Here is a 23,215-nt window from a genome sequence, read left to right on the forward strand (position 1 = left end):
TCTCTCCTTAAAATACAATTTCTGGAACAGCAAGACTAATCTCTTCTCTAGTAATCGTCCCTTGACGAAGAATTTTAGCCTTGTGACCTGTTAAATCAAGTATTGTTGAATCCCGACCAGTTAGGGCAACATCATCTGAAAAACCCGTTACTTTCTGATCGAATGCCTCTAGTATAGCCAAATAGTTTCTTCCACTGACTTGACCTGAAATATTAGCTGATGGCCCAATCAAAGGACCACATTGCTTAATCAACTCTAGGGTAACTGGATGATTTGGGACACGAAAACCAACGGTTTTTAGACCCGAATTAATCCAATAAGGAACATTGTCATTTGCTTCTAGAATAATGGTCAATGGACCTGGCATAAACCTATTATACACTTTTTCAAGATATTTTGGCTGATTTTTAGAAAATTTTAAAATATTCTCAAAATTTCCAACATTTAAATTCAATGCTTTTTCTCTCGGTCTTTTCTTTAAGGTGTAAACCCTGTTAACCGCTTCTTCATCCAAGGCTTTAGCAAAGATGCCATAAACTGTTTCTGTTGGCAGTATAACGGCTCCTCCAGAATCTAATATTCTTTTTAAATCATCCATTATCGACCACAACCATTCTATTTTGATCAAACATATCCTTTAGAACACGTACACGCTTTGAACCCAGATAGTTTCTTACAAGAAAGGTAAGATCGTCTCCTTGCTGGTAACCAATCTCAAAATAAAGTTTTCCTTCATCTTTCAAAAACTCTGAAGCCCCTGAAATAATCCGACGGTATATTGCTAAACCATTTTCCTCTGCAAATAAGGCAAGATGGGGTTCAGACCTTAGGACATTGAGATCAACTTCTTCCTTATCTTCATAGGATATATAGGGTGGATTTGACACAATAATGTCAAAATCGGATGTCACGATACAACTATAAACATCAGACTGCATAAAGGTAATCTCTAGTTGATTTAGCTCTGCATTTTCACGAGCTAAATCCAAAGCTTCATTTGAAATATCGGCTGCATAGACCTCCCAATCAGGCCGTGCCTGCTTTAGTGCAAGCGCAATGGCACCACTCCCTGTTCCAATATCTAAAACTTTTAATGTTTGATAGGGATTCTCATTCAAGATTAGATGAACTAACTCCTCTGTCTCTGGTCTCGGAATTAAAACACGTTCGTCAACCTTTAATAACAAATCACAAAAATAAGTATCCCCTATGATATATTGAGGAGGGTAATGCTGCAATAAATCTCGAGCAATTTGCTGAAGTAAACGCTGGTCTTCTACTGATATCTCTTGATTCAGACTTAAAATAAGATGTGTTTTGGACCATTTTTTTAAAGCTTGAAAAACATAGGTGAGGGCCTCTTTTTCCTCACCTACACTTTCTAATTTGCTCTCCAACTGGCCAATAACTTGTCCATACGTTACCATTTATTTATTCAACTCTTCTAACTTCTGTGTTTGATCATATAAAACCAAAGCATCAACGACTTCATCTAACTTTCCAGATAAGATAGTGTCAAGTTTTTGAAGCGTCAAACCAATACGGTGGTCTGTCACCCTATTTTGTGGGAAATTATAAGTACGGATACGCTCTGAACGATCCCCTGTACCAACGGTAGATTTTCGCTCTGCATCTTGCTCATCTTGGGCAATTTGCGCAAAGTGATCAGCAACTCGTGCACGAATAATCTTCATCGCTTTTTCACGGTTCTTCTGTTGAGTACGCTCTTCTTGCATTTCAACCTTAATATTGGTTGGCAAGTGAACGATACGGACTGCTGTGGCAACCTTGTTGACGTTTTGCCCACCAGCACCAGATGCATGGTAGATATCAACACGGAGGTCTTTTGGATCAATATCGTATTCCACCTCTTCTACTTCCGGCATAACAAGAACAGTTGCCGTTGAAGTATGAACTCGACCTTGACTTTCTGTCACAGGGACACGTTGCACACGATGTGCACCAGACTCATATTTTAGTTTTGAATAAACCGACTGACCCGAAACCATCGCAACGACTTCTTTGATACCACCAACACCATTGTATGATGCTTCCATAACTTCAAAACGCCAACCCTGAGCTTCTGCATACTTCTGATACATACTCAAAAGATCACCAGCAAATAAGGCAGCCTCATCACCACCTGCTGCACCACGAATTTCCAAGATAATATTTTTGTCATCATTGGGATCTTTAGGTAATAGCAAGATTTTGAGTTTTTCTTCGTACTCTTCCTTAGCAGCTTTTGATTCCTTAAGCTCTTCTTTAGCCATTTCTTCTAGCTCTGAATCACCTGATGCATCCTTAATCATCTCCTCAGCATCTTTGATATTTTGAATCACTTGCTTATACTCACGATAAACGATCACAGTTTCACGTGTGTTGGCTTCTTCTTTTGAGAGTTCCATAAAACGTTTGGTATCACTGACAACTGCAGGATCTGATAATAATTCACCTAACTCTTCGTATCGATCTTCTACTGCTTGTAACTGATCATAAATATTCATTATTTCTTATCTCCTTTTATTCTTAAATTTCAGCGGTAAAGTAGTGTTTACGACAAACAGATATGTATGACTCGTGTCCCCCGATTTTAATTTGATGACCTTCATAAACTGGTCGGCCATTTTCCACTCTTAAAACCATGGTTGCTTTTTTAGAACAATATTGACAAATCGTCTTAATTTCATCAATTTTATCAGCTAATAGCAACAATTGTTTTGATCCTTCAAACAATTCATTTCTGAAATCATTTTTTAAACCAAAAGCCATAACCGGAATATCCAGCTCATCAACCACTCTAGCCAAATCATAAACATGATGGCGTCTTAAAAATTGAGATTCATCAACTAAAACACAATAGGGTTTCGGAGTGATGGATTGCACAAAACCAAAAATGTCTGTATCTTCCTCTATTGCAACAGCTTCTCGACGCATCCCAATACGACTCGAGACAATTCCAAAACCATCTCGCGTATCCAAGGCACTAGTCATAATCACAACAGGTTTTCCTTGCTCCTCATAGTTGTGTGCAACCTTTAAGATTTCGATAGTTTTTCCAGAATTCATGGTCCCGTACTTATAATATAATTGAGCCAATTTCCCGCCACCTTCTACTAATATCCTATCCATTTTATCACAAAATAATAGAATAAGCACTAGCTAAGATGAGGAATTTTTCTATGCTTTTTGTTTCATTTATGTTAAAATAAAGCTATACTTTTCTAAGGAGATAGTTTATGCCATTTATTAAAATTGATCTTTTTGAAGGTCGCACAGAAGAACAAAAAATTGAACTTGCACGCGAAGTTACCGAGGTGGTTTCACGTATCGCTAAAGCTCCTAAAGAAGTTATCCATGTCTTTATCAACGATATGCCTGAAGGAACTTATTACCCACAAGGTGAAATGAAGAAAAAATAAGCCTTATCCAAACTTATACATCAAAAAGGCTAGAATATCAATTCTAGCTTTTTTGTACTATGATCTTTAGCGATATAGCTTGATTTTAAGTATAGAAAACGCTATCATATAGATAGTTCATCAGAAAGGTTGAAAGTATGTTTCACCAAAAATCACAAAAGATGATGGGAACTCTTGTGAGCATCACTATCTTTTCTTCTAATCCACTCCCCATTTTAGAAGAAGCCTTTGAACTACTAGCTAATTTGGAAAAGAGATTTAGCGCTAATGATCCAGATTCTGAATTGATGCAAGTGAATTATGCAGCAGGTTCTCACTCTCGCTCTGTTCACAAGGATCTTTTTCATCTGATAGAATTTGGGAAAAAAAATAGCTTAATAGCTGGTTCCCGCCTAAATATTGCCATAGGTCCTTTGGTAAAAGAGTGGAAAATTGGGTTTAGAGACGCTAAGCTTCCAGAAGCTGATGTCATTCGCCAAAAATTGAAGATAACAAATCCCAAAGATATTATCCTTTCAAAACAAGATAAAAAGGTTTTTTTACGTCAAAAAGGAATGGAAATTGATTTAGGAGCTCTAGCAAAAGGTTATATTGCTGATTTACTCCTGGATTTTTTAAAAAAACAAGCTGTATCAGCTGCTTTGATTAATCTAGGAGGAAATATCCTCACTTATGGTCCTAATCCTAAAAGACAAGATGGTAATTGGCAAATCGGTATCCAAGACCCATCATCAAAATTAAAAAAAGAAGTCTTGTTACTTGGTATAAGAAATAAAGCTATTGTAACTAGTGGCATCTATGAACGTTATTTCTCACACCAAAATGCAGTCTATCACCATATTTTAGATCCTATGACAGGTTATCCCATCAAAACAGATATGACCAGTTTGACTATCATTGCACCAAGTGCTCTGGAAGCCGAACTTCTATCTTCTCGCTGGTTTGGTCAGGCGCCTTCTGAACTTTACAGGCACATCAAATCTAATAAAGATTTGGCCTTTATCTGTATCACCAAAAACAAAAAAATAACGGCTTCGCCGTCCATCCTCCCTTATTTATACCACACTAAAGAAAGAGGTTAATATGCCTAAAATTATCGCCCTTGTTGGAACTAACTCCGATCAGTCTACCAATCGCACATTACTAGAATTTATTCAACGTTATTTCGCTGAAAAAGCCGATATTGAACTTTTGGAAATTAAAAATCTCCCTGCATTTAATAAACCTGCTGATGGCAATGTCCCTGAGATAGTCGAAGTGTTTGCTGATAAAATTTTAGATGCAGATGCACTTATCATTGGAACACCCGAATATAATCACGCTGTACCTGCTGTTCTCCAAAGTGCACTGGAATGGCTATCGCTTGGCAAGCGTCCTCTTCGCTACAAACCCGTACTCATCACGGGGGCATCTTATGGACCTCTTGGCTCATCACGTGCGCAAGCACAACTTCGCCAAATCCTTGATGCTCCTCAACTACGTGCCTGTGTTATGCCAAGCTCTGAGTTTTTACTCCCATATGCACAAGAAGCATTTAATAGTAGTGGCTATCTTTTAGATCCTAAACGCATTGAACAATTAGAAATTATTTTTGATAATTTCCTGGATTACATCGAGGTTATCAAACAACTACCTTCAGCAAAACTATATCATCTCGGTGAAACTGAAACTTATAACTGGTAAGTTAGATCAATAGAAAAATTAAGAGGAAGTAAAAACATGAAAATCGTTGGTATTGTAGGGTCAAATTCTGACTTCTCATATAATCGTATCCTACTTCAATATATAAAAAAACACTTCGACTACCTTTTTGAGTTAGAAGTATTAGAAATTAAAGATGTTCCACTTTTTAATCAAAGTGATGCCAGCTTTATTGATGATCCTGCTGTTAATAACCTACGTGAAAAAATTGCAGCGGCTGATGGTGTCATCATCACAACTCCTGAACACAATCGTACTCTACCATCTTGCTTAAAAAATGCCCTAGAGTGGCTTTCATTTGAGCAACATCCTTTCAAGAATAAACCTGTTATGGTACTAGGGGCCTCTTATTTCGATCAAGGAGCTGCTCGAGCACAATTACACTTACGCCAAATTCTCGATGCTCCTGGTTTAGAAGCCTTAGTTATGCCTGGGCATGAGTTCTTACTTGGCAATGTAAAAGAAGCGTTCAATCCACAAGGTGACTTAAAAGATGGTCCAACTGTCGCATTCTTAGGACAAGGTTTAGGCAAGTTTGCCAAATTCGTTAAAGTTGCAGAACAATTTAAATAAAAAGTGTTAAAAAATTAACCTCACCCTAACAGCTAGATTCTTTCTACCTAGCTGTTAGGGTGAGGTTTTATCGTCCAAATACTTTTTTAAATATCAGCTTGAGTAAACACAACTTGACCATTTTCAAAAGCAGCCAAGCGAGCGAGCGAAACGACATTAACACCTTCTTTTTCCAGAAGCTCTCTACCATCTTGGAATGATTTTTCAACTACAATCCCAACTGCTGCAACCTTGGCACCTGCCTGCGTAATAATCTCAATCAATCCTTTTGCAGCTTGTCCATTTGCTAAAAAATCATCGATAATTAATACTTTATCATCTTGAGAAATAAACTTACTGGCAATAGAAACTTGACTAGTAACTTGTTTGGTAAATGAATACACTTCTGCTGTTAAAATACCTTCTGTCATCGTGATATTCTTTGCTTTTTTAGCAAAAACCATCGGTAATCCTAAACTTTCAGCAACATAGATAGCTGGAGCAATACCAGATGCTTCAATTGTGACAACTTTTGTAATCCCCGCATTTTTAAAATGATCAGCAAATACTTTTCCAATTTCTTTCATCAACTGATAATCTACTTGGTGAGTTAAAAAAGAGTCAACTTTAAGGATATTTTCTCCCAATACTTGACCGTCTTTTAAAATACGCTCTTCTAACAACTTCATAGGATACCTCTTTCTGATAAGCAATTTGATTTAGTAAAATTATGACATAAGTAAAGCAAAAAGTAAAGTTTCAAAAAATTCTATTTGAGCTAAAACTTATCATAAAACCTTCTACTAAAAAAACTTCATCATACAAAAAAGACACTTAGGAAACTTAAACTTTCTTAGTGTCTTTTTGGAGCAATTCCTATTAGATGGAATCACCATTCCAAATGGAGTTTTTCACAACAACATAATCAACATGCTTAAGACTAGATAAATCTTGTCCGCCCGCATAAGAAATGGAACTTTGTAAATCTTGTTCCATTTCAATTAGGGTATCTACTAAATGTCCTTTTGTTGGGAGTAAGATTTTTTTCCCTTCAACATTCTTATGTTCCCCTTTTTGATACTCAGAAGCTGAACCATAATATTCTTTAAAATATTCCCCGTCAACTTCTACAGTTTTACCTGGGCTTTCAATATGCCCAGCAAATAGAGACCCAATCATGACCATATTAGCACCAAATCGAATAGATTTAGCAATATCTCCATGCGTACGAATACCTCCGTCAGCAATGATTGGTTTTGTTGCAGCTTTTGCGCACCAGCGTAGAGCAGCTAACTGCCAACCACCTGTTCCAAAACCAGTCTTAACTTTAGTGATACAAACCTTTCCAGGCCCTATCCCTACTTTGGTCGCATCTGCACCTGCTTTTTCAAGTTCACGGACAGCTTCTGGAGTCCCTACATTCCCTGCAATCACAAAAGTATCTGGTAATTCCTTTTTGATATGTTTGATCATTTTAATGACACTGTCAGCATGACCATGAGCAATATCTATTGTAATGTATTCCGGAGCATCTGCTTTTAAGTTTGATACAAATTCGTATTCATACTCCTTGACACCTACAGAGATGGAAGCTATCAAGTTTTGATCGTGCATACGTTTAATGAAAGGAATACGACCTTCTTCATCAAAACGGTGCATAATGTAAAAATAACCGTCTTTCGCAAGTAACTCAGCTACATCTTCATCTAAAATAGTTTGCATATTTGCTGGAACTACGGGTAATCTAAAACTATGATTCCCTAATGTCACACTTGTATCTGCCTCTGAACGGCTGTTAATAATACACTTATTTGGAATAAGTTGGACATCTTCATAGTCAAAAACTCGAAATTCATTAAGCATAGTTTGTCTCCTTGAGTAAAAAATGACCTTCCTATGCGTAACCGCATCGCTAGGCAGTCTCACCACTGCCCTTCCGTTAACCTATATTATCTAAAATTTTCTAAAAAATCAAAATTTTTATCTCCTTTTTAAAATAATGTTCGTAAATAACGAACATTATTTTAAAAAGAGGCTAGATTTCTATCTAACCTCCAAAGTAATAGTCAATTCATTTACTATTTTCAAAAAATCTCTTTCAGACTGTTTCCCCTGTAAAATCTAAAACCATGCGCCCTTGAATAGTTCCAGCTGCCATTTCAGAAAATACAGCTGGTGCATCATCAACTGGACGTTTTTGCACAACTGGCACAACCAGACCCTCTGCACCAAATTGGAAAGCTTCTTCCAAATCTTTTCTGGTACCAACAAGTGATCCAATAACCTGAATACCATCAAGGACTGTTTTAACAATGCTAAGCTCCATGTATTCAGACGGTAAGCCGACTGCTACTACTTTTCCACCTGCTCGAACACTATCAACTGCCTGATTAAAAGCAACTTTTGAAACAGCTGTCACACAAGCTGAATGGCATCCTCCAGTTTTTTCCTGTATTAAGGCCGTAACATCTTCAACCTTATTAGCATTAATAATGATATCTGCACCAACTTCTTTAGCTAGTTCCAGCTTATCATCATTAACATCAATGGCCACAACATGAGCATTAAATACTTTCTTAGCATATTGAACAGCAAGATTTCCTAGGCCTCCGACTCCAAACACAGCAATCCATTGCCCTGGAGCCGCACCACCTTCTTTGATGGCTTTATAAGTAGTTACACCTGCACAAGTGATGGAACTAGCTTGAGCTGGATCCAAGCCTTCTGGAACTTTTACAGCATAATCCGCTGTTACCACTACATACTCAGACATTCCTCCATCAACACTATATCCAGCATTTTTAACGCTTCGACAGAGGGTTTCACGACCAGTAGTACAGTACTCACAGTAGCCACATCCTTCAAAGAACCAAGCGATTGAGACCCGATCTCCCACTTTCAAAGAAGTGACATCATCAGCAATTTCTGTTACAACACCGATACCTTCATGGCCTAAAATTCTACCTGGAACTTTTCCAAAATCACCATTAGCTACATGCAAGTCAGTATGGCAGACACCACAATATTCTACTTTTACTAAGGCTTGCCCTTCTCCAACCTGTGGTAAGGCATGATCTACTACTTCTACACCATTTGCTTCTTGATTAACAACAACTGCTTTCATAATTATTCCTCCAATACGATTTGAAAAGCACATGTGTTTTTTATTTTGTAATCGTTTACATTTTCATTATAATACTTTCAAAAATATTGTCAAGTTTTTGTGAAAATTATATCAAATTTATTTTTTAATCATTGGACTGATTTCTCTTCAAATCTCCCCTACTGTTATCAAGAGGGATTTCTTGGACAAAACTAAGTATTTAGAGTTAAAACTACTCAAATAAAATCATTTTTTTCATAGAGACTGCTAGACAGCTTTTTTGATTTTTCTTTCTAAAAAGGCTATCATTTCAGTATGAAAATTTTTATAGTTGAAAACCAATTACACGCTCTTCAAGCATTTATTGAAAAAAATTTTTCCTTTCTCTTTGATTTTACTACTGGTCAACAATGCCATAATCAGGATTTTGACGGATATCTCATTCTAACTCATTCTAAAACTCCTTTAATAGCAGAATTTCCAATTGATAAAACAATGGTCATCTGCTTGGGAGAGGACACAGTACTCCCTTATCAATTTGTTCTTCATTTTAAAAAGTGGGAAATCGAGAAAAACGGCTTTCCATCTGGAGAAGATTATCACATTTTGTCACAAGGACTTATGCAATTTTTTCTCAGCTTAAATAAAAAAATAGAGCTTCCTTTTGACATTACCACCTTCTCTAAAGATGGAAAAGTAATAAAACAATCTGATACTAAAGCTGATAGCTACTCTTCTTTTTTTGTAAAAGAGGACAGACTTTCACCTAAATTACTAGCTTCTTTATCCAAAGGACAGCCTCATTTTTTTCATAGCCCTGGTTTTGACGACAAACAATATATTGTTGAAACCTATCATGTCACTGACACCTCCATTAGTCGTTTAAATTTAGACTTTATGCCCTATTTGGATTGGTATCTGACAGAAACATTTCAAAGTGTTGTTGGTAATTCAGATGCCACCTCAAGTGCCTCAATTAGTATCTTAGAAGACGATGAATTCTAACCGCTTCCAAAATAAACTAAATAAAAAGATGCTGTTCATTCTGAACCGCATCTTTTTATTCTTTTTACTTAATCATTTGTTTTTGAATCTAAAGCTTGAGCTGCCGTAATAATAGCCAACTTGTAAATATCCTCGTCATTTGATCCACGTGATAAATCATTAACAGGTTTATTTAGTCCTTGAAGAATCGGTCCAATTGCTTCAAACATTCCTAAACGCTCAGCGATTTTATAACCAATGTTCCCTGACTGCAAATCTGGGAAAATAAAAACATTAGCATAACCTGCAACCTTGCTTCCTGGCGCCTTAATTTTTGCAGCAGCAGGAACATAAGCAGCATCAAATTGCAATTCGCCATCAATTCGAAGATTAGGGTTCAACTCTTTAGCTAGACGGGTAGCTTCAACTACTTTATCAACATCTGGAGATTTCCCTGAGCCTTTGGAAGAGAAACTAAGCATCGCAACATTAGGGTCAATGTCAAATATTTTTGCCGTCTCAGCAGTGTTGACCGCAATTTCCGCCAACTCCTGAGCGCTAGGGTTGATATTAATCGCACAATCTCCAAATAATAATTTTTCACTCGTACTCTCACGGTTCATGATAAAAATACCTGATGTCCGAGAAACCCCTGGCTTGGTTTTAATAATTTGTAAAGCTGGACGAACCGTATCAGCTGTTGAATGAATGGCACCAGAAACCATACCATCAGCTAGCCCCATCTGAACAAGCATGACTCCAAAATAATTAACATCTCGTAATGTTTTCTTCGCTTCTAATTCTGTTGTTTTTCCTTTACGAATTTCAAGGAAAACTTTTAGCATGTCATCCATCTGCTCATAGGTGGCTGGATCAATAATCGTAAACACATCACCATTAAATCCTACTGCTGCTAATTGTTGCTTGACTTGCTCTGTTCGCCCTAAAATAATGGGATCAGCTAAGCGCTCAATCTTTAATCGTCCAGCTGCTGTTAAAACACGTGGGTCAGTCCCTTCTGGAAAAACAAGTTTTATATTTTTTCCTGAAACTTTTTCTTTTAAGATGTCAAATAAAGACCGCATTATGAACCCTCTCTCTAAATAATATGCATTTACATGATAACGCTTTCAACAAAAAATGTCAAGTTCTAAAGTTCTGTAAACTCGCATTAAATTATATCATGTCTGTCACAAAAAAGCTTCTGAACCGTTTTAAATTTTACAAAAAATGAAATAGCCCAGCCTCAATAGGCTAGACTATTATATGTTAGGCTTAAGAGTTTGTCTTACACGTTCAAAATCATCAGGGAGAGGACTTTCTATCACCAACTCTTCACCTAAATAAGGATTTGTAAAAACTAAGCGATGGCAATGAAGTGCTTGTCTCTCAATACCATAATCAAGAGATCCCCCATATAAGTCATCACCTAACAAAGGAAAACCTATATGCGCAAAATGCACTCTGATTTGATGGGTTCTCCCCGTGTGTAAACGAATATCCACCAAATAGATATCGCCAAATTGCTCTACTATCTCATAACTAGTGTGAGCATATTTTCCTGATTGATGGACACGACGTGTAATAATACTATCTTCATCACGCGCAATGGGTGCTATAATCTCCCCTTTTTGCTCTAATTTCCCCTTACCATGCACTAGAGCATAGTAACGCTTTTCAATCGTTTTTCGTTGAAGTTGCTTGTCCAATCTCGCATGGGCATAACCATGTTTTGCAAATAACATCACACCACTTGTATCTCTATCCAAACGTGTGACAATATGAACACGCTGATTTGGATATTGATTTTTCACATAATACCCCTTGATGAAATTTGCAATTGTGCTGGTATGATTCATACTAGGAATACTCGCATAACCATAAGGCTTGTTTAAAACCAAAAAATGATCATCCTCATAAAGAATATCTAAATCAAACAAAACAGGTGTTAATGTTTCATGCGGTGTCTCATTAGGAATTTCAACTTCAACCTTGTCCCCAATTTCTAGCATATGGATTGCATTACGTTCAACACCATTAACCCAAATGCCTCCTCCTTTAAATTTGATTTTAGATAGGAGACCTTTTGAAATTTCGTGGCTTTTTAAAAATACCTTGACTTTAGAAGGCCTATCTGCAATAAACTCAAATCTCATGTCCAATTTCTCCGATGAAAGCCTCACGAACCCGATTCCAAAAACTAGTATGTCTAGGTGTTGCAACAAATTTTATTTTTTTAGGATCAATTTGATAAGAAACCTTAGCGACATTTTTATGTGTAAAAGTCTTATTATCCACGGACATCGTATAACTTCCCAAACGTTTTGGGATAATTTCAATCTTATCTTTTTTAGGAACAATAAGAGATGAGCCAATCGTGCGATAGACGCGATTATTTAGACTAGAAATCTCTGTCAATTGTAAAGCTTCTATCGTCGGATGTAAAATAGCTCCGCCTAAAGACTTATTATAGGCAGTACTACCTGTTGGAGTTGATACGGATAAACCATCTCCTCTAAAACACTCAAATTGAACATGATTGATGATAACATCAGCCACCATTGTTTTTTCAATACTCTTAATCGTTGCCTCATTAAGTGCTCTTGCCGTAAGGACTCGTCCATCAGCCAAAGTGGTACGGATGTTTAAAACGGGATAGGAAACACTTTCTCCTTTGTCAGCCCGTAATGTTTCAATCAGCTCATCTACTTCAAAATCACGATAATCTGTATAAAAGCCTAGATGTCCTGTATGAACACCCACAAAACGTACTTTATCTAAAATAGATTCATACATGTGAAAGGCTGATAAAAGCATCCCGTCGCCACCTATTGAAATCACAATATCAGGATTTTTTTTGGTCAAATAAAAAGCGTGATCATCTCTTAAGACCGAAAAGAGTTTTGAAGCTACTCTTTTACTTTGAAATTTTCCATTAGCAATAATGGCTACTTTTTTCTTACCTGTAATACTCATCTGTGTCATCACTATTTCCCACACCATCACTTAATTTTCTATTTTCTGGATCAAATAAAAGCTGCGCTTCTTGAATGTCTTCACGTATTTTTCGCATTTCCATATCAAGTTGATAAGCTATTTTTGAGGTAATTTCTAATCGTTCGCGAATATCCGCGGGAAACTCTCCCTTATACTTATAATTGAGCGAATGTTCAATGGTAGCCCAAAAATTCATTGCCAAAGTGCGAATTTGAATTTCTGCCAAAACCGTTTTATAACCATTGATTGTTTCAACTGGATATTCAACAATAACATGATAAGAACGATAACCACTTGATTTCATATTATTAATATAATCACGCTCTTGAACAACCTTCATATCTCTTCTGCGTCTAATAAGTTCCAAAACTTCATCCACATCATCAACAAATTGAACCATGACACGAAGACCAGCAATATCTTGCATATCTTGAGCAAGGTGATCTTCTGTAATTCCTCTTAGAACCATTTTTTCTAGGATACTTTCAACTGGTTTGACACGACCAGTGACAAATTCAATTGGTGAGTGCCGCTTTTGTTTACGAAATTGCTTGCGCATACCTCGAAGTTTAATTTTTAATTCTCCTACAGCCTGAATATATGGATCTAGGAATTCTTCCCAATTTATTGCCACTAAGCAAATACTCCCATCTTGTAAAAACTCTTAAAATTTTATAGAATTATTCTAAATCTATTATAGCATACTTTTAAAGGGAGAAAAGAATAATGAAGCAGCTTGAAATTGAATACAAAACCTTGCTCCATCCAATAGAATATCAGAACCTTCTCAAATTGTTTACGACTGAACCAGTTACTCAAACCAATTATTATTTTGATACTCCTAACTTTGACATGAAGAAAAATAAATTATCTCTTCGTATTAGGACTTTCAAAACCGAGGCAGAATTAACACTAAAAATTCCACAAAAAGTTGGAAATATCGAACATAATCTCCCTTTATCCTTGGAGGAAGCCCATCACATTATTACTTCCGAAACCTTCCCTATAAACGACATCACTAAGCTCATCCAAACCTATCCTATAACACTTAGTGACCTTGGTCTTCTTGGGCATTTGACGACTAAACGCTATGAAGAACAAACACCAATCGGATTAATGGCTCTGGATAAAAATCACTACGCCGATCAGGTTGATTTTGAATTAGAGCTAGAAGTGAGCAATCCTGATAAAGGCAAGGAAGATTTTGAAAACTTTTTACAAGAACAGCAGATTAAATTCAAATATGCTAAAAGTAAAGTTGCCCGTTTCTCTGCCACTTTGAACAGATAATATTGTCAACTTTCTTATTTTTACACTGAAATTTTTGAATTTTTTTGATAAAATAGTAGGGAATAAAGGAAAAAGGAGCCATATTGTCACAATGGTACAAAACATGAAACTCTTCTCGCTTACTTCAAATATCGAATTAGCAGAAAAAATTTCTCAAGCCTCTGGGATTCCGTTGAGTAAATTGTCATCAAGACAATTTTCAGATGGAGAAATTATGATTAATATCGAAGAAAGTGTCCGTGGTTTTGATATTTATATTATTCAGTCCACTAGCTTTCCAGTAAATAATCATTTGATGGAACTATTGATTATGGTTGATGCTTGCAAGCGTGCATCTGCTAATTCTGTCAATGTCGTTATTCCTTACTTTGGCTACTCTAGACAGGATCGTATCGCTGCACCACGTGAACCGTTAACAGCTAAATTAGTTGCCAATATGTTAGTCAAAGCTGGCGTTGATCGTGTATTGACACTTGACCTCCACGCTGTACAGGTACAAGGATTCTTTAACATTCCTGTTGATAACCTCTTTACTATGCCGCTTTTTGCCAAACATTACACTAGTCTTGGTTTAACTGGTGAAGACATTGTAGTCGTTAGCCCTAAAAATTCTGGTATTAAACGGGCTCGTAGCTTAGCTGAACACCTTAATGCCCCTATTGCTATTATTGACTATGCTCAAGATGATTCTAACCGTGAAGAAGGTTATATCATAGGCGAGGTTGAAGGGAAAAAGGCTATTCTTATTGATGACATTATCAACACAGGTAAAACCTTTGCCGAAGCAGCAAAAATTGTTGAACGAGAAGGGGCAACTGAAATCTATGCTGTTGCTAGTCATGGATTATTTGCTGGAGGAGCAGCTGATATTTTATCAACCGCACCAATCAAAGAAATTGTTGTAACCGACTCTGTTGCGACCAAAGAAAAAACTCCTCAAAACCTAACCTATCTTACAGCTGCTAACCTCATCGGAGAAGCACTAGTTCGTATTCACACCAATAAACCTATCAGCCCCTTATTTGCATACCATCAATCAGAAAACAAATAAACATTTTTCACAAAACAATTTGAAGCTGGGTATCTATCCCAGCTTCCTATTTTATATCTATCGAACTCCCCTATTGTCATCAATAGGCATCCTAACACTATTACCATCCCAGTAGTACTGTAAAGTTCACAGCTCCTCCATAACAGATATACTATCACTTCTATTTGAGGTTTTTAGAAAGGATTCTAATCTAAATGATATATCTAGATAACGCTGCTACCACCGCTCTTCTTCCAGAAGTCATCGAAAAAATGACCGAAGTTATGACTTCAACTTATGGTAATCCTTCTAGCATTCATACCCTTGGACGAAAAGCAAATCAAGTGTTAAGGGAACAAAGAGAAAACGTTGCTCAACTATTAGGGACCAAAGCTGATCGTATCATTTTTACCTCTGGTGGTACAGAGAGTAATAATACGGCATTAAAAGGATATGCTTTAGCCAATCAATCAAAAGGAAAGCATATCATTTCGACGAGCATTGAGCATCACTCCGTCTTACATACCTTGTCATTTCTCGAGAAAGAATGTGGTTTTGAGGTTACCTACCTCAAGCCTGTAAATAAAACAATTTCTGTTCAACAAGTACAAGAGGCATTACGTGAGGATACCATCTTAGTTAGTATCATGTTTGCCAATAATGAAACCGGAAGCATTCATCCTATTCAAGAAATCGGACATCTACTCAAGCAACACCAAGCAGCATTTCATGTCGATGCTGTCCAGGTTGCTGGTAAACTTCCTCTTCTACCTGAACAACTAGGGATTGACTTTCTCTCAATCTCAGCACATAAATTTCATGGGCCAAAAGGTGTCGGTTTACTATATGCTGCTCCTCATCAGTTCCATAATCTTCTACATGGAGGCGATCAGGAGCAAAAACGTCGAGCTAGCACTGAAAATCTTGCTGGAATTGTAGGGATGGTGACGGCCTTACAATTAGCACATGACCATATGACCGAACACTTTAATACTGTAGAACAACTTAGAGATACTTTGCTCACCCAATTGGATCCTATTGACTACTATCTTAATGATAGTAAGAATAACTTACCACATGTCGTCAACATAGGATTTTCTGGATATCATAATAGTATCTTACTCACCCAATTAGATCTTGCTGGTTTTTGTGTTTCGACGGGATCTGCTTGCACTGCAGGAACAGTTGAACCTAGCCATGTTTTAGAAGCTTTTTATGGTCAGGGAACTCCTCCCTTACAAGAATCCATTCGAATTAGTTTTTCACATCTTAACACTATAGATGATATTACCTTGTTCGCTGAAAAAATCAAAGAAATAATAGGAAAGTAATTATGGCATTTCATCAAACAATCGAACTCAAAGACTGTCCTTTCATTTACAAGGTTAGTCCTCAAATTAAAAAATTTACCTTACGTGATAATACGTTCTCAACCTCAACCGTTGGGAACTACGAATTATCTCGCTTACTTGAAAAAGTCCCTAATTCAGGGGAAGGATTCTTGTTAAAAATTATCATTAACAAAGATTTGACTGGTGCTAAAATAAATATTACCGATAAATCAGGACTACGCTTAGTGAATATCTTTAAATCAGATGAACATAAAATTTTACAAGATAAATTTTACTTTTTAATGGATAGCTTAGTTGAGCGCCATATTTTTGATAAGGAAATCCGATAAGATGATTGAAATTTTTTATACTAACGGACAGCAAGAATTTCAAGTTCAATATGACAATTATAACGAATTTGAACGCGCTCAATTTTCTTGTCTCACCCCAATTGCTGACCATTATAAAGTTACAAAAGTACTCTATAACGATCATTTATTAGACTATCATGATGTCATGGGAAATCTATACTTTTTCCTATCAAAGCTAGATCATAGTCAATATCAGTAATCTTTTTTTGAAAAAGGGCAAATAAAAAGGATTTAACAGTCTAACTGCTAAGTCCTTTTTATCATTTCTCAGATTATTTTCTAAGCAAATAAGTTGGTAAAGAAATTCACGATAGCTTGCCAAATGTTAGATAAAAAACCTTTTCCAGACTCCAATGCTTGATCTGTACTAAAATTAAGGTTGATTCCCTCAAAGGTTGATTTGGCTTGTGAGATGATACTATCTTTTAGTGAGGATACAGATTTTTTAAAACCATCGGTATTAATAATATCACTTTTGGATAAGTTGACCGCAAAATTCACAATCAACGTAATTTGTTGGCTAGTCATACTTTCTGTTAACCCATAACGAGATAAGGTATCTTCGACAATTTTTCTGACTTGTTCTTCAGTGAGTTGTTGATTAGAAGATTCTGCTAAAGCAGATTTAATATCAGTTAATGCAACATTTAATTTATCAGTATCATACCCTTCTTTTCCTTGGTTTTCCTCATTGATTGTTGAGAGAAGGCTGAGTTCCTCTGATGCTAAATTTTTGTTCTCAGAACTAACCGTCACACCATTTTCTTCAAGAGAATAATAAATACCTGCAAGTGCACTTTCTCCTGTTACCGCAATAGGGGAGGCAACGGATATCTTTGCGTGTTCAATCCCTAAGGTAATAGCTGCATTTCGATACATATCTTCTGTCACCTTTGTGATATTTTCTGGAGTAATGATTTCCACTTCTAAAGCTTTTGTAGAACCCAACTTTTGAATCTTAACAGAAGAATAAAGCTGTAAACTTGAGCCATCTACATCCATTATTTGACTATAAGCATCTGTCGTTAATAGCTTAACCTGAGTATCTTGACTGCTATCATACCCTAAAAGAGATAAGGTTTCTGCCTGTTGCTCTTCTGATAGTGAATATCCCAATACATAGTCAGGTTGAACATAGGCTTCATCTATGACCGTTTGTACCTGACTGCTTTCGGCTGCCAAAACAGGCGTGAATGAAGTGAAAGCCAACATAGCTGTTGATAATGCATAAACGATTTTTTTTAAATTCATCATTTTTCCTTTCTATCTATAAAACAGCTCTTTTCAAAAACCTCTTGTCTTTATTATATCATGCCAAATTGATAAACAGTTACTTAAAACTTCACTCATGCAATTCCAGTGGTAAGCCATCGGGATCAAAAAAGAAGGTCATTTTTTTATTTGTGAATTGGTCATAACGAATAGGCTCGACCTCTATGTCTTTGGATTTTAATTCTTTAACAGCTTCTTCAATGGATTCTACATAAAAAGCTAAGTGCCTCAATCCACAAGCCTCGGGATAATTAGGACGACTAGGCGGTGCTACATAATCTGGTGATGATACTTTATTACCAAAAATTTCTAGTTCAATCTCCCCACACTTTAAATCTAATTTATAATCATGTCGATCTGGTCTATGGTTTTCTCTAATAATTTCAAATCCTAGTTGATGGACATAAAAATTTTTTGATCGTTCATAATCTGATACAATCAATGCCACATGATGGACTTTTTCTAATTTCATAATATTCCTCCACAATACTCTATAATAAAAAAGCCTAAAGGCTTTTTTATTATAGAGTCATCTGATTATAACTTTGTTCAAAAGCTTCAATAATGTCTGAGGAAGCTTTTGAAAACTCAACAGAGCCTTCATAAGTACCATAAACAATGGTACGTTGGGTTGCTTCTGCATCTGTACATGTTACCAATGTAATTTCAGATTTACCTGGTGTATCATCGACCACTTCAACATGATCAGGTGAGACAACTTTGATTTCTGTAATGACATAGGTATATACTTTATCCTTGTCTGTTACATAAATCTTCATTCCTTCTTTGGCATAATCCAAAGGTGAAAATAACATTTCCGAAGAGCCTGTCATCCCAAATACATGGTGACTCGCTAAGGCATAGTTATTCTCTCCTCCCATAACCTGATTTTCTTTCATCGTTCCTGCCCCATAGGTAAGAGCAGTGTTATCCAGTCCTTTAAAAATTGGAAGATTGATTTTTAGTTCTGGAATGGCAATCCCCCCGATAACTGGTAAACTTTGTTGCTCCATCTGAGCTGCCAGAACAGATTCCGAACTAATTGATTCGACCTTTGAAAAATCAAAAGTAGTATTAGCACTTTTATTTTCCTCAATGGTTTCTTTACTGACATTTGAAACTTGATATTTATTTGAATTCATCGCAATCAATGAATTTCGAATAGGTTTATTAAATACTAAAGCTAAACCTATTAGTACCATAATAACTAATAATATACTTGTAAAAATGCTACTTTTACGGCGTTTTCTTTTTTCCACCATTAATAAACTACTCCTTGTCCTGTACTAAATCGTCATCAGATTTTACCAATGCCAGCGTTATAATTTTAGCATTGGTATCTAAACGCATCAGCTTCACACCAAGTGTAGCCCGTCCTGTTTGAGATATATCCGATACACTTGTTCTAATGATAACACCTGTGTCTGTCATCAACATAATATCTTCATCACCTGAGACAGTAGCAAGCCCAGATAGGTATCCATTCTTTTCTGTGATGTTGGCTGTCTTCATGCCTTTTCCGCCTCTACCTTTTGTTGGATATTCTGATGCTAGAGTGCGCTTTCCATATCCTTTTTCGGTAATCACAAGCACTTCTTGTTGATCACAGATTGTGGCAGCACCGATCACATGATCGCTTTCTCTTAAGTTTATCCCTTTCACACCAGCAGCACTTCTTCCCATTTGGCGAATAACATCTTCTCTGAAACGTACAGAGTAACCTGCTCGTGTCCCCATAATGATATCTTCATCACCAGTTGTTAAAAGAACATTAATCAATTCGTCCTGCTCACGTAAAGTGATAGCTTTTAAACCATTTTGACGAATATTAGCAAATTCAGAAGCTCTCGTTCGTTTGACTAAACCATTTCTTGTCGTGAAGAATAAACATTTTTGATCAAGATCTTCTGCTTTTAAGTTAATGATGGTCTGAATAGTTTCCCCTTCGTCTAATTTTAACAAATTCACAATAGGCAAACCTTTTGCTGTCCTGCCATACTCAGGAATTTCATAACCTTTTAGACGATAAACTCTTCCTCGATTAGTAAAGAAGAACATGGCATCATGTGTACTTGTTGAAACTAGATCTTTAACAAAATCATCATCATTTACACCTGTCCCTTGAACCCCTCGACCACCTCGTTTTTGAGTACGAAATTCATCTTGACTTAAACGTTTAATATAACCTTTATTAGACAAAGTAATCAAAACATCTTCTTCTTCAATCAAGTCCTCATCTTCTAATGTCAGAACCTCTCCAACCATTAACTCCGTTCGACGATGATCTGCAAATTTTCGTTTCACTTCATCTAACTCTTCTCTGATGATACGCACTACCCGTTCTGGATTTGCTAAAATATCTTTTAAATCAGCAATTAAAGCCAATAAGACATCATATTCAGACTGAATCTTATCTCGTTCCAATCCTGTCAATCGACGTAGTCGCATATCTAAAATGGCTTGGCTCTGACGCTCTGATAATTGGAATCGACTCATTAACTCTGATTGTGCCAAGCTATCAGTCTCAGAGTTACGGATAATACGAATCACTTCATCAATGTGGTCTAAGGCAATCAATAAACCTTCTAAAATATGAGCCCTTGATTCCGCTTTATCTTTGTCAAATTGAGTCCGACGAACAATAACTTCCTTTTGATGCGCAATATAATTATCAAGAATTTGTCGTAGTGACAAAATCTTAGGAACTCCGTTTTCAATCGCCAACATATTAAAGCTAAAGTTCGTTTGTAAGCTTGTCAACTTAAATAAATTATTCAAAATAACATTGGCTGAGGCATCTCGCCTAACTTCAATCACAAAGCGTACACCTTCACGACTAGACTCATCACGGACAGCCGTAATCCCTTCAACTCGTTTTTCTTGGGCTAACTTAACAATATGCTCATGAACCTTAGTCTTATTAACCATATAAGGAAATTCACTAACAATAATCCGTTCACGGCCTGTTTTTGTCGTTTCTATCTCTGTTTTAGATCTAAGGGTAATAGATCCTTTTCCTGTCTCATAAGCTCTATGAATGCCTGATTTCCCCATGACTAAGGCACCTGTTGGGAAGTCAGGACCAGGAAGAACCTCCATCAAATCACGGGTTGTCACTTCTGGATTTTCCAGAACCAGTTTAACAGCATCAATAGTCTCTCCTAGGTTGTGAGGGGGAATATTAGTTGCCATACCAACCGCAATACCAGTTGCACCATTAACTAATAAGTTTGGAAAACGAGCTGGTAAAACAAGAGGCTCACGTTCACTACCATCATAATTATCTTGGAAATCTACGGTATCTTTATTAATATCGCGTAGCATCTCCATTGCAATCTTACTCATACGAGCTTCGGTATAACGTTGGGCAGCGGCTCCATCACCGTCCATGGAGCCAAAGTTACCATGACCATCCACGAGCATATGACGATAAGACCACCATTGCGCCATCCTTACCATAGCTTCATAAATAGAAAAGTCACCATGTGGGTGATATTTCCCCATGACATCACCAGTAATACGAGCAGATTTTTTATGAGGCTTATCTGGTGTGACACCTAGCTCATTCATACCATATAAAATACGTCGATGAACTGGCTTTAATCCATCTCTAACATCTGGCAAAGCACGAGAAACAATAACACTCATGGCATAATCAATAAAAGAGGTTTTCATCTCATTTGTCAGATTTACATTTACTAAATTTTTATCTTGCATTATCATGCCTCTTTCTTTAGAACAAAGTCACTACTATTATACCACATTTCCTGTATTATTACAGGTCTATAGCATAAACTGAAAAGACTTTTCAATTTGTTTGCAATTTCTCCGTGACAAAATCTATAAAAAGTGCTAGAATATAGTCGTATGGGTGAAAACCCTAACTAAATTTTAAGGAGATGTTTAGACACATGACTGCAACTAAACAACACAAAAAAGTTATTCTTGTCGGTGACGGTGCCGTAGGTTCTTCATACGCATTTTCATTGGTAAACCAAGGAATTGCACAAGAACTTGGTATCATTGATATCTTTAAAGAAAAAACTCAAGGTGACGCAGAAGATTTAAGCCACGCTCTTGCTTTCACTTCACCTAAAAAAATCTATTCAGCTGAATACTCAGACTGTCACGATGCTGACCTTGTTGTTTTAACAGCTGGTGCTCCACAAAAACCAGGTGAAACTCGTCTTGACCTTGTTGAGAAAAACCTTCGTATCAACAAAGACGTTGTAACACAAATCGTCGATTCAGGTTTCAACGGTATCTTCCTTGTTGCCGCTAACCCAGTTGACGTCTTGACTTATTCAACATGGAAATTCTCAGGTTTCCCTAAAGAACGCGTTATTGGTTCAGGTACTTCACTTGATTCAGCACGTTTCCGTCAAGCACTTGCTGAAAAAATCGGAATCGATGCACGTTCTGTTCACGCTTATATCATGGGTGAACATGGAGATTCAGAATTTGCCGTTTGGTCACATGCTAACGTAGCTGGTGTAAAACTTGAACAATGGTTGCAAGATAATCGTGATATCGATGAGCAAGGTCTTGTGGATCTATTCATCTCTGTTCGTGATGCTGCTTACTCAATCATCAACAAAAAAGGAGCAACTTATTATGGTATCGCTGTAGCACTTGCGCGTATCACTAAAGCTATCCTTGATGACGAATCAGCAGTATTGCCACTTTCAGTATATCAAGAAGGCCAATATGAAGGTGTTGAGGATGTCTTCATCGGACAACCAGCTATCATTGGTGCACATGGTATCGTTCGTCCAGTTAATATCCCATTGAACGAAAAAGAATTGCAACAAATGCAAGCTTCTGCTAAACAACTCAAAGATATCATCGATGAGGCTTTCTCTAAAGAAGAATTTGCATCTGCTGCTAAAAACTAATTCATTCCAAAAGCTCGACTTAGTCGGGCTTTTTTTATTTTCTTTTTGATCTAACATCTCCAAAGAGTCTTTAGAATTCACTAACAATATTTATTTTGAGCACTAAAAAAGAGAAAATGATAAACATTTTCTCTTTTTTTGGGCTCTATAATTTCTGTAGTGGGTAAGAACACCGTGGAAATTATGGAGCCTTTTTGAATATAGAAAAAGGTCCCATATGACCTATAATGAAAAGCGACGAAACTCACATTAGAAAGGGTTCATATG

The 23,215-nt window shown here is 36.7% G+C and carries 25 protein-coding genes and 1 pseudogene; 11 read left to right on the top strand and 15 right to left on the bottom strand.

Annotation, left to right across the window (positions count from 1 at the left end):
• Positions 1–7 precede the first annotated feature (7 nt).
• The 4 genes from ACVRWY_RS02325 to ACVRWY_RS02340 are packed head-to-tail and all read right to left on the bottom strand — an operon-like array spanning position 8 to position 3,099.
• Positions 8–598 carry an L-threonylcarbamoyladenylate synthase gene (locus ACVRWY_RS02325; RefSeq protein ID WP_435533031.1) on the bottom strand — a complete coding sequence of 197 codons (591 nt, stop codon included), beginning with the start codon at positions 596–598 and terminating at the stop codon, positions 8–10.
• Positions 591–1,427 (bottom strand): peptide chain release factor N(5)-glutamine methyltransferase, encoded by an 837-nt coding sequence (prmC, locus tag ACVRWY_RS02330; RefSeq protein ID WP_354367904.1) that lies wholly within the window; start codon positions 1,425–1,427, stop codon positions 591–593. Before prmC ends, ACVRWY_RS02325 begins: the two co-directional genes overlap by 8 nt.
• Complete coding sequence (gene prfA / locus ACVRWY_RS02335; protein ID WP_354367906.1) at positions 1,428–2,507, bottom strand: peptide chain release factor 1; 1,080 nt, start codon at positions 2,505–2,507, stop codon at positions 1,428–1,430.
• A 22-nt stretch (positions 2,508–2,529) separates the two neighbouring features.
• Positions 2,530–3,099 carry a thymidine kinase gene (locus tag ACVRWY_RS02340; protein WP_354367948.1) on the bottom strand — a complete coding sequence of 190 codons (570 nt, stop codon included), beginning with the start codon at positions 3,097–3,099 and terminating at the stop codon, positions 2,530–2,532.
• Positions 3,100–3,239: 140 nt separating this feature from the next.
• Between ACVRWY_RS02340 and ACVRWY_RS02345 the strand changes: the two genes are divergently transcribed.
• From ACVRWY_RS02345 to ACVRWY_RS02360, 4 genes and pseudogenes are all read left to right on the top strand, one after another.
• Positions 3,240–3,422 (top strand): 4-oxalocrotonate tautomerase, encoded by a 183-nt coding sequence (locus ACVRWY_RS02345; RefSeq protein WP_354367908.1) that lies wholly within the window; start codon positions 3,240–3,242, stop codon positions 3,420–3,422.
• A 137-nt stretch (positions 3,423–3,559) separates the two neighbouring features.
• Positions 3,560–4,504: an FAD:protein FMN transferase gene (locus tag ACVRWY_RS02350; protein ID WP_354367910.1), complete on the top strand. Its 945-nt coding sequence runs from the start codon at positions 3,560–3,562 to the stop codon at positions 4,502–4,504.
• A gap of 1 nt (position 4,505) precedes the next feature.
• Positions 4,506–5,105, top strand: a complete 600-nt coding sequence (locus ACVRWY_RS02355; protein WP_354367912.1) for an NADPH-dependent FMN reductase — start codon at positions 4,506–4,508, stop codon at positions 5,103–5,105.
• Positions 5,106–5,141: 36 nt separating this feature from the next.
• A pseudogene (locus ACVRWY_RS02360) lies at positions 5,142–5,693 on the top strand (NADPH-dependent FMN reductase); the annotation flags it as partial.
• A gap of 89 nt (positions 5,694–5,782) precedes the next feature.
• On the opposite strand, the gene ACVRWY_RS02365 reads toward ACVRWY_RS02360, so the two are convergent.
• The 3 genes from ACVRWY_RS02365 to adhP form a co-directional block, all read right to left on the bottom strand.
• Positions 5,783–6,364 (bottom strand): xanthine phosphoribosyltransferase, encoded by a 582-nt coding sequence (locus ACVRWY_RS02365; RefSeq protein ID WP_354367914.1) that lies wholly within the window; start codon positions 6,362–6,364, stop codon positions 5,783–5,785.
• A gap of 190 nt (positions 6,365–6,554) precedes the next feature.
• Positions 6,555–7,538: a GMP reductase gene (gene guaC / locus ACVRWY_RS02370; RefSeq protein ID WP_354367916.1), complete on the bottom strand. Its 984-nt coding sequence runs from the start codon at positions 7,536–7,538 to the stop codon at positions 6,555–6,557.
• Positions 7,539–7,773: 235 nt separating this feature from the next.
• Entirely contained in the window at positions 7,774–8,799 is a 1,026-nt protein-coding gene (adhP, locus tag ACVRWY_RS02375) for an alcohol dehydrogenase AdhP (RefSeq protein ID WP_354367918.1), read from the bottom strand.
• Positions 8,800–9,093: 294 nt separating this feature from the next.
• On the opposite strand from adhP, the gene ACVRWY_RS02380 reads away from it, so the two are divergent.
• Positions 9,094–9,783 (top strand): hypothetical protein, encoded by a 690-nt coding sequence (locus tag ACVRWY_RS02380; protein ID WP_354367920.1) that lies wholly within the window; start codon positions 9,094–9,096, stop codon positions 9,781–9,783.
• Between the two features lie 68 nt (positions 9,784–9,851).
• On the opposite strand, the gene pta is transcribed toward ACVRWY_RS02380, so the two are convergent.
• The 4 genes from pta to yjbM form a co-directional block, all read right to left on the bottom strand.
• Positions 9,852–10,850, bottom strand: coding sequence for a phosphate acetyltransferase (gene pta / locus ACVRWY_RS02385; RefSeq protein WP_354367950.1), 999 nt, complete (start codon positions 10,848–10,850; stop codon positions 9,852–9,854).
• A gap of 174 nt (positions 10,851–11,024) precedes the next feature.
• Entirely contained in the window at positions 11,025–11,918 is an 894-nt protein-coding gene (locus tag ACVRWY_RS02390) for an RluA family pseudouridine synthase (protein WP_354367922.1), read from the bottom strand.
• Positions 11,908–12,747, bottom strand: coding sequence for an NAD kinase (locus ACVRWY_RS02395; protein WP_354367924.1), 840 nt, complete (start codon positions 12,745–12,747; stop codon positions 11,908–11,910). Before ACVRWY_RS02395 ends, ACVRWY_RS02390 begins: the two co-directional genes overlap by 11 nt.
• Positions 12,722–13,387 carry a GTP diphosphokinase gene (gene yjbM / locus ACVRWY_RS02400; RefSeq protein WP_354367952.1) on the bottom strand — a complete coding sequence of 222 codons (666 nt, stop codon included), beginning with the start codon at positions 13,385–13,387 and terminating at the stop codon, positions 12,722–12,724. The genes ACVRWY_RS02395 and yjbM overlap by 26 nt, the downstream gene beginning before the upstream one ends.
• 98 nt (positions 13,388–13,485) lie before the next feature.
• Here yjbM and ACVRWY_RS02405 point away from each other — a divergent pair, with 98 nt between their 5' ends.
• The 5 genes from ACVRWY_RS02405 to ACVRWY_RS02425 all read left to right on the top strand — a co-directional run bounded on the left by ACVRWY_RS02405 (position 13,486) and on the right by ACVRWY_RS02425 (position 16,980).
• The gene (locus ACVRWY_RS02405) at positions 13,486–14,049 is read left to right on the top strand and encodes a CYTH domain-containing protein (RefSeq protein WP_354367926.1); all 564 of its coding nucleotides are present in this window, start codon (positions 13,486–13,488) and stop codon (positions 14,047–14,049) included.
• Positions 14,050–14,140: 91 nt separating this feature from the next.
• Positions 14,141–15,100 (top strand): ribose-phosphate diphosphokinase, encoded by a 960-nt coding sequence (locus ACVRWY_RS02410; RefSeq protein WP_354367928.1) that lies wholly within the window; start codon positions 14,141–14,143, stop codon positions 15,098–15,100.
• 194 nt (positions 15,101–15,294) lie between these two features.
• On the top strand, positions 15,295–16,410 hold the full coding sequence (locus ACVRWY_RS02415; RefSeq protein ID WP_354367930.1) for a cysteine desulfurase family protein: 1,116 nt from the start codon (positions 15,295–15,297) through the stop codon (positions 16,408–16,410).
• A gap of 2 nt (positions 16,411–16,412) precedes the next feature.
• A complete protein-coding gene (locus ACVRWY_RS02420) occupies positions 16,413–16,760 on the top strand; it encodes a DUF1831 domain-containing protein (RefSeq protein WP_354367932.1) in 348 nt (115 codons plus the stop codon).
• A gap of 1 nt (position 16,761) precedes the next feature.
• A complete protein-coding gene (locus ACVRWY_RS02425; RefSeq protein ID WP_354367934.1) occupies positions 16,762–16,980 on the top strand; it encodes a DUF4649 family protein in 219 nt (72 codons plus the stop codon).
• 80 nt (positions 16,981–17,060) lie between these two features.
• On the opposite strand, the gene ACVRWY_RS02430 is transcribed toward ACVRWY_RS02425, so the two are convergent.
• The 4 genes from ACVRWY_RS02430 to gyrA all read right to left on the bottom strand — a co-directional run bounded on the left by ACVRWY_RS02430 (position 17,061) and on the right by gyrA (position 21,770).
• Complete coding sequence (locus ACVRWY_RS02430; protein ID WP_354367936.1) at positions 17,061–18,032, bottom strand: DUF1002 domain-containing protein; 972 nt, start codon at positions 18,030–18,032, stop codon at positions 17,061–17,063.
• A 91-nt stretch (positions 18,033–18,123) separates the two neighbouring features.
• Positions 18,124–18,525 (bottom strand): SMU1112c/YaeR family gloxylase I-like metalloprotein, encoded by a 402-nt coding sequence (gloA2, locus tag ACVRWY_RS02435; RefSeq protein ID WP_354367938.1) that lies wholly within the window; start codon positions 18,523–18,525, stop codon positions 18,124–18,126.
• A 49-nt stretch (positions 18,526–18,574) separates the two neighbouring features.
• A complete protein-coding gene (locus ACVRWY_RS02440; RefSeq protein WP_435533032.1) occupies positions 18,575–19,255 on the bottom strand; it encodes a class A sortase in 681 nt (226 codons plus the stop codon).
• A 67-nt stretch (positions 19,256–19,322) separates the two neighbouring features.
• A complete protein-coding gene (gene gyrA, locus ACVRWY_RS02445) occupies positions 19,323–21,770 on the bottom strand; it encodes a DNA gyrase subunit A (protein ID WP_354367942.1) in 2,448 nt (815 codons plus the stop codon).
• A gap of 194 nt (positions 21,771–21,964) precedes the next feature.
• Here gyrA and ACVRWY_RS02450 point away from each other — a divergent pair, with 194 nt between their 5' ends.
• Positions 21,965–22,948, top strand: a complete 984-nt coding sequence (locus ACVRWY_RS02450) for an L-lactate dehydrogenase (protein ID WP_354367944.1) — start codon at positions 21,965–21,967, stop codon at positions 22,946–22,948.
• Positions 22,949–23,215 lie beyond the last annotated feature (267 nt).

This window comes from Streptococcus porcorum (genome assembly GCF_053203725.1).

Bases quoted from the DNA above. Each gene is read 5' to 3' on its own strand.
- ACVRWY_RS02325 (WP_435533031.1), bottom strand. From the start codon at position 598: ATGGATGATTTAAAAAGAATATTAGATTCTGGAGGAGCCGTTATACTG.
- prmC (WP_354367904.1), bottom strand. From the start codon at position 1,427: ATGGTAACGTATGGACAAGTTATTGGCCAGTTGGAGAGCAAATTAGAA.
- prfA (WP_354367906.1), bottom strand. From the start codon at position 2,507: ATGAATATTTATGATCAGTTACAAGCAGTAGAAGATCGATACGAAGAG.
- ACVRWY_RS02345 (WP_354367908.1), top strand. From the start codon at position 3,240: ATGCCATTTATTAAAATTGATCTTTTTGAAGGTCGCACAGAAGAACAA.
- ACVRWY_RS02350 (WP_354367910.1), top strand. From the start codon at position 3,560: ATGTTTCACCAAAAATCACAAAAGATGATGGGAACTCTTGTGAGCATC.
- ACVRWY_RS02355 (WP_354367912.1), top strand. From the start codon at position 4,506: ATGCCTAAAATTATCGCCCTTGTTGGAACTAACTCCGATCAGTCTACC.
- ACVRWY_RS02365 (WP_354367914.1), bottom strand. From the start codon at position 6,364: ATGAAGTTGTTAGAAGAGCGTATTTTAAAAGACGGTCAAGTATTGGGA.
- guaC (WP_354367916.1), bottom strand. From the start codon at position 7,538: ATGCTTAATGAATTTCGAGTTTTTGACTATGAAGATGTCCAACTTATT.
- adhP (WP_354367918.1), bottom strand. From the start codon at position 8,799: ATGAAAGCAGTTGTTGTTAATCAAGAAGCAAATGGTGTAGAAGTAGTA.
- ACVRWY_RS02380 (WP_354367920.1), top strand. From the start codon at position 9,094: ATGAAAATTTTTATAGTTGAAAACCAATTACACGCTCTTCAAGCATTT.
- ACVRWY_RS02390 (WP_354367922.1), bottom strand. From the start codon at position 11,918: ATGAGATTTGAGTTTATTGCAGATAGGCCTTCTAAAGTCAAGGTATTT.
- ACVRWY_RS02395 (WP_354367924.1), bottom strand. From the start codon at position 12,747: ATGACACAGATGAGTATTACAGGTAAGAAAAAAGTAGCCATTATTGCT.
- ACVRWY_RS02405 (WP_354367926.1), top strand. From the start codon at position 13,486: ATGAAGCAGCTTGAAATTGAATACAAAACCTTGCTCCATCCAATAGAA.
- ACVRWY_RS02410 (WP_354367928.1), top strand. From the start codon at position 14,141: ATGGTACAAAACATGAAACTCTTCTCGCTTACTTCAAATATCGAATTA.
- ACVRWY_RS02415 (WP_354367930.1), top strand. From the start codon at position 15,295: ATGATATATCTAGATAACGCTGCTACCACCGCTCTTCTTCCAGAAGTC.
- ACVRWY_RS02420 (WP_354367932.1), top strand. From the start codon at position 16,413: ATGGCATTTCATCAAACAATCGAACTCAAAGACTGTCCTTTCATTTAC.
- ACVRWY_RS02425 (WP_354367934.1), top strand. From the start codon at position 16,762: ATGATTGAAATTTTTTATACTAACGGACAGCAAGAATTTCAAGTTCAA.
- ACVRWY_RS02430 (WP_354367936.1), bottom strand. From the start codon at position 18,032: ATGAATTTAAAAAAAATCGTTTATGCATTATCAACAGCTATGTTGGCT.
- gloA2 (WP_354367938.1), bottom strand. From the start codon at position 18,525: ATGAAATTAGAAAAAGTCCATCATGTGGCATTGATTGTATCAGATTAT.
- ACVRWY_RS02440 (WP_435533032.1), bottom strand. From the start codon at position 19,255: ATGGTACTAATAGGTTTAGCTTTAGTATTTAATAAACCTATTCGAAAT.
- gyrA (WP_354367942.1), bottom strand. From the start codon at position 21,770: ATGCAAGATAAAAATTTAGTAAATGTAAATCTGACAAATGAGATGAAA.
- ACVRWY_RS02450 (WP_354367944.1), top strand. From the start codon at position 21,965: ATGACTGCAACTAAACAACACAAAAAAGTTATTCTTGTCGGTGACGGT.